The sequence below is a fragment of the Christiangramia sabulilitoris genome, assembly GCF_007050985.1.
Lineage (GTDB): Bacteria > Bacteroidota > Bacteroidia > Flavobacteriales > Flavobacteriaceae > Christiangramia > Christiangramia sabulilitoris.
On record NZ_VHSF01000023.1, the window covers coordinates 1 to 627 of the forward strand.

Here is a 627-nt window from a genome sequence, read left to right on the forward strand (position 1 = left end):
TGATATGGGCGCAGGCAGTTATTACATAATCGGTACAGTAGCCTCTGGCAATGGGGTAGATACGTGTACCAAGAAAAGTGATACGGAGACCTTTACCGATCCAGCGGCCTTGAGTTTGACCTTGAAGTCTACGGATATCAGTTGTAATGGCGCGGGAGATGGAATCATCGCCCTTGATGATACTGCGACTAACAGTTCATTTGATAGTTATAAGCTTTACAAGGTTGGAGAGAATGGTGGTGACGATACAGAAGTAGGAAGTGTGAGCCCTGATGCCACCACTGGTGTCTTTAAGAGTGATATGGGCGCAGGCAGTTATTACATAATCGGTACAGTAGCCTCTGGCAATGGGRTAGATACGTGTACCAAGAAAAGTGATACGGAGACCTTTACCGATCCAGCGGCCTTGAGTTTGACCTTGAAGTCTACGGATATCAGTTGTAATGGCGCGGGAGATGGAATCATCGCCCTTGATGATACTGCGACTAACAGTTCATTTGATAGTTATAAGCTTTACAAGGTTGGAGAGAATGGTGGTGACGATACAGAAGTAGGAAGTGTGAGCCCTGATGCCACCACTGGTGTCTTTAAGAGTGATATGGGCGCAGGCAGTTATTACATAATCGG

General features: G+C 46.3%; 1 protein-coding gene. It reads left to right on the forward strand.

What is annotated here, in order from left to right:
• Nucleotides 1-627, forward strand: a 627-nt coding sequence (locus FGM01_RS14595; RefSeq protein ID WP_166435244.1) for a hypothetical protein, incomplete at both ends; no start/stop codon positions are given.